The organism is Gallibacter intestinalis, assembly GCF_014982745.1.
Classification (GTDB): Bacteria; Bacillota; Clostridia; order Peptostreptococcales; family Anaerovoracaceae; genus Gallibacter; species Gallibacter intestinalis.
This window is the reverse complement of the sequence record NZ_JADCKA010000021.1, coordinates 1-3,680: the sequence shown is the minus strand read 5'-3', so window position 1 is coordinate 3,680 and position 3,680 is coordinate 1. Positions and strand designations below refer to the sequence as shown.

Below are 3,680 nucleotides of genomic sequence, written 5' to 3'. Positions count from 1 at the left end.
AGCATAATTGAAAACTCCTTTCTATGTTATTGTGGTGATTTCATTTTAAATGAGCTTGATATTATGCTCAATTTTTTATTGCATAAAAAATGTTGAGGCATCATACCCCAACATTTATTATAGAACCTTTTTCTTTTGTCCTATAGCCCTTGTTCGCTTTTATTGCAGGTCGCTTTCATCAAGATTGTCTGAGTCATCGGCTGACGATTGTAAGGACTGTTTGGAAGCCAGATTTTGCTCTCTCTTTCCTGCCCACTTTATTATGAAAAGCTGCAATATGCTTGCCGCAGGAACTGCCAAAATCATACCGATGATACCGCCGTAGTATCCTCCGAAGGAAACTGCCAGCAGAACGAATATAGGCTTCAGCCCTATGGAAGAACCTACTATTCTTGGATAAATGAGATTTGCATCTATCTGTTGCAGTATTATAAGAACGATAACTGCTAATATTCCTTTCCATATGCCGTCTGTGAACAGTCCCACCAAAAATGCGGGAGCCATTCCTATTATAGGTCCGAAATAAGGTATAACATTTGCCACGCCGGCAAAGATTCCTATAACCACTGAAAATTCCAAGCCGATGATTGAAAGCCCTATGGAAGAGAGCACTGCCACGCATATGGCATCCAGCAATACCCCTCTGAGGAATTTGGAAAGAACATCATCCACTTCTCTGAGAGTGCCGTTGATGCCGGAACTCCTTTTAGGAGTTATAAGTGTGATTAGCTTGTTCCAAAGGCCTATAAAAAAGTCCTTGTCTGCAATAAGGTATATGCTGACTACAATACCTAGGGCAAAGTTCAGTATGCCGCTGCCTATGCTGCTGATGGTGGAAATAACACCGCTGGCACTGAAGTGGGCGGAAAGCCATTCCATTACGGTATTTATAGCTGAGGTGGCATAGTCTGAAACAACGCCGTCAGGAAGATTAGCTATCCAATTTCTGAATTCATCCTCGTAGCCATATGCCAGTTGAACAAAGTGAGTCAGCAGATTAGGAAGGCTGGTCACAACAAATCTTCCCACTATCATGGCGGCAAACAGATACAGCAGCAAAATAAGAGCTGCGACTATTATAAGGTATGTGATGATTATGCTTATAAATCGGGTGCGCTTTCTTCTTTTTTTTAGAAGCGTTTCATCTGAAGAATCTATGCTTAAAGTGGCGCCGTCAGGTTGACCGAGTCTGCCTATAAGCTTTAAATCTATAGTCTCCACGAGAGGATTTATAATGTATGCCAGTATAAGACCTATCCAAAGAGGAGAAAGTGCCGATACTATGCTTCCGATAACAGAGAAAACAGAGCCTGTTATGCTTGGGAAATCTTTGACCACAAAATACATAATGTATAGCAATGTGGCCGTGAATACTATGAAAAAGGTTAGTCTTATGAAAGATCTTTCTTTCATAAACTGCCGGAATTTATTCATGTTGATACCTCCTAATATAAATAGTATTATATAGTATGTTATGGGTAATATCAAACGAGATAAGATAGAACTGCTGGCACCGGCCGGCGGCATAGAGCAGTTTGTAGCTGCAGTGGAAAACGGAGCGGATGCAATATATATCGGCGGCAAAAATTTCAATGCCAGAATGAATGCATCCAATTTCGATTTAAAACAGATGAAAGAAGCAATATCATACGCTCACGCCAGGGGAGTGGAGGTTTTTGTTACCATGAACACTCTTTTGAAAAATGATGAGCTCTATGATGCGGTGAAGTACGCCGCAGATATCTATCAAATAGGCGCCGATGCAGCCATAGTGCAGGACTGGGGTCTTGCAGTGCTTCTTAAAAAATATGTGCCTGATTTAAGTCTGCACCTTTCCACTCAGGGAAGCGTATATAACAGAAGCGGAGTTAAAAACGCCCTCAAAATGGGTTTTGAACGGGTGGTAATCGCAAGGGAAATGAGCATAGATGAAATACGAGAAGTTACCGACCTGTGCGATATTGAAGTATTTGTCCATGGAGCTATGTGCATGTGCTATTCGGGGCAATGTCAGATGTCTAGGGCAATAGGCGGCAGAAGCGGCAATAGAGGGCAATGTGCACAGCCATGCAGGCTGCCTTATACTGACGAAAATGGTAAAACCGGATACTTCCTCAGCCCTAAGGATATGTGTGGGATAGAACGGCTGCCAGAGCTCATAGAAGCCGGTGTAGCTTCCCTTAAAATAGAAGGCAGGATGAAGTCGCCGGAATATGTTGCCACCGTAACGAAAATCTACAGAAAATATATCGACATGTATTATAAAGAAGGTAGATGCAATGTATCGGAGGAAGATAAAAAGACCTTGATGCAGATATTCAACAGAGGAGGGTTTTCAGAAGGCTACCTCGGAGGTCTTCCTAAGGGAGGCTTGCTTTCCGGTGATATTCCTAAAAATAGTGGCATATACATGGGAAAGGTTATCGGGAGAAAGGACAGAAACCTTATAGAAACAAAGCTTTCCTTTGAACCGGATATGGGAGATGTTATTGAAATAAGGGGAAAGAACTTTACTGGAGGAGTAATAACATACAAGGAAGCAAAGGGCAACGGTAATTTCCTGATAGGAGATATAAAGGAAGAAATAGAAAAAGGTTCGGATATATATAGGATATCATCAGCGGTATTGATGGAGAAAGCGAGAGAAAGTTACAGAAAATCCTTAAGGAAACGTCCTATAGGAATGGAATTTACCGCGCACATAGGAGAAAAACCGGAACTTATTGCCTACGATGAAGAGCATGAAGTTAAAGTTGCCGGAGACGATATTTACGAAAGGGCTGAAAAAGTACCGACAACCAGAGAAGTAATAGAGCACCAACTGAAGAAGACGGGAGATACTCCTTTCGAAGTAGAGTATTTAAGTATATCAGCAGATGAGGAAGGCAGAATGCCCGTATCTAACATAAATAAAATGAGAAGAACTGCCTTGGCTAATCTGGAAGCTATCATATGTGCAGAGCGAAAAAGACCGGATATACCGGATAGCATTGCCATTCCTCCGTTGCCAAAGGAAAAGGATGTCAGTGCAATAACATGCCACAGCAGTGTGACAAAGGGTAATGAAGACGCATATATTAAAGAGCATCTAGATGAAAAACAGGTTGTGCTTAATAATATAGGATGGATTGAAGAGTACCTGGAGCATGGAGCTGATGTATATCTAGGGCGAGGGCTCAATATAATGAACGGCGCGGCGGCGGCATATTTTGAAGGCTTGGGTGCCAAGGTGGCCCAGCTCTCATGGGAAGCTGCAGAAAATCCTGAAATCCTTATGGTAACTGAACACCCTATGACCATGAAGACCCTTACAGATCGCAAGGGTAAGACATATAAAGTGGAAGCATCGCAGTTTGGCGATAAGTGGTTAATTAAAAGCGTCAAATAACCTTATAATAGAAAACAAAAATATAACAAAAAACATTCAAAAAACTTGCTTTCATTCATTGACAGCCAATGTAGTATCTGATATACTTAACAAGCTGTCAACAAAACAGCGAAAAGCATTGCCGGTGAATAAAAAAGGATAAAAAAAGTCCTTGACAAAGGAGCTGAGCTCTGCTAATATAAAGAATGTTCGCTGAAGCGGACAGAACCTAAAAAACTTCATAGTATAAAGAACAAGTCGAAGATAAGAAACAGACTATGCCAGTAAGGTAATAGAGGTTTCTGACAATTTC

2 protein-coding genes are annotated in these 3,680 nt (G+C 41.4%); one reads left to right on the top strand and one right to left on the bottom strand.

The window, feature by feature from the left end:
* Positions 1-159: 159 nt before the first annotated feature.
* Positions 160-1,434 (bottom strand): AI-2E family transporter, encoded by a 1,275-nt coding sequence (locus INF20_RS07855; protein WP_226385827.1) that lies wholly within the window; start codon positions 1,432-1,434, stop codon positions 160-162.
* Positions 1,435-1,474: 40 nt separating this feature from the next.
* Here INF20_RS07855 and INF20_RS07850 point away from each other — a divergent pair, with 40 nt between their 5' ends.
* Complete coding sequence (locus INF20_RS07850; protein ID WP_226385826.1) at positions 1,475-3,388, top strand: peptidase U32 family protein; 1,914 nt, start codon at positions 1,475-1,477, stop codon at positions 3,386-3,388.
* Positions 3,389-3,680: the final 292 nt, after the last annotated feature.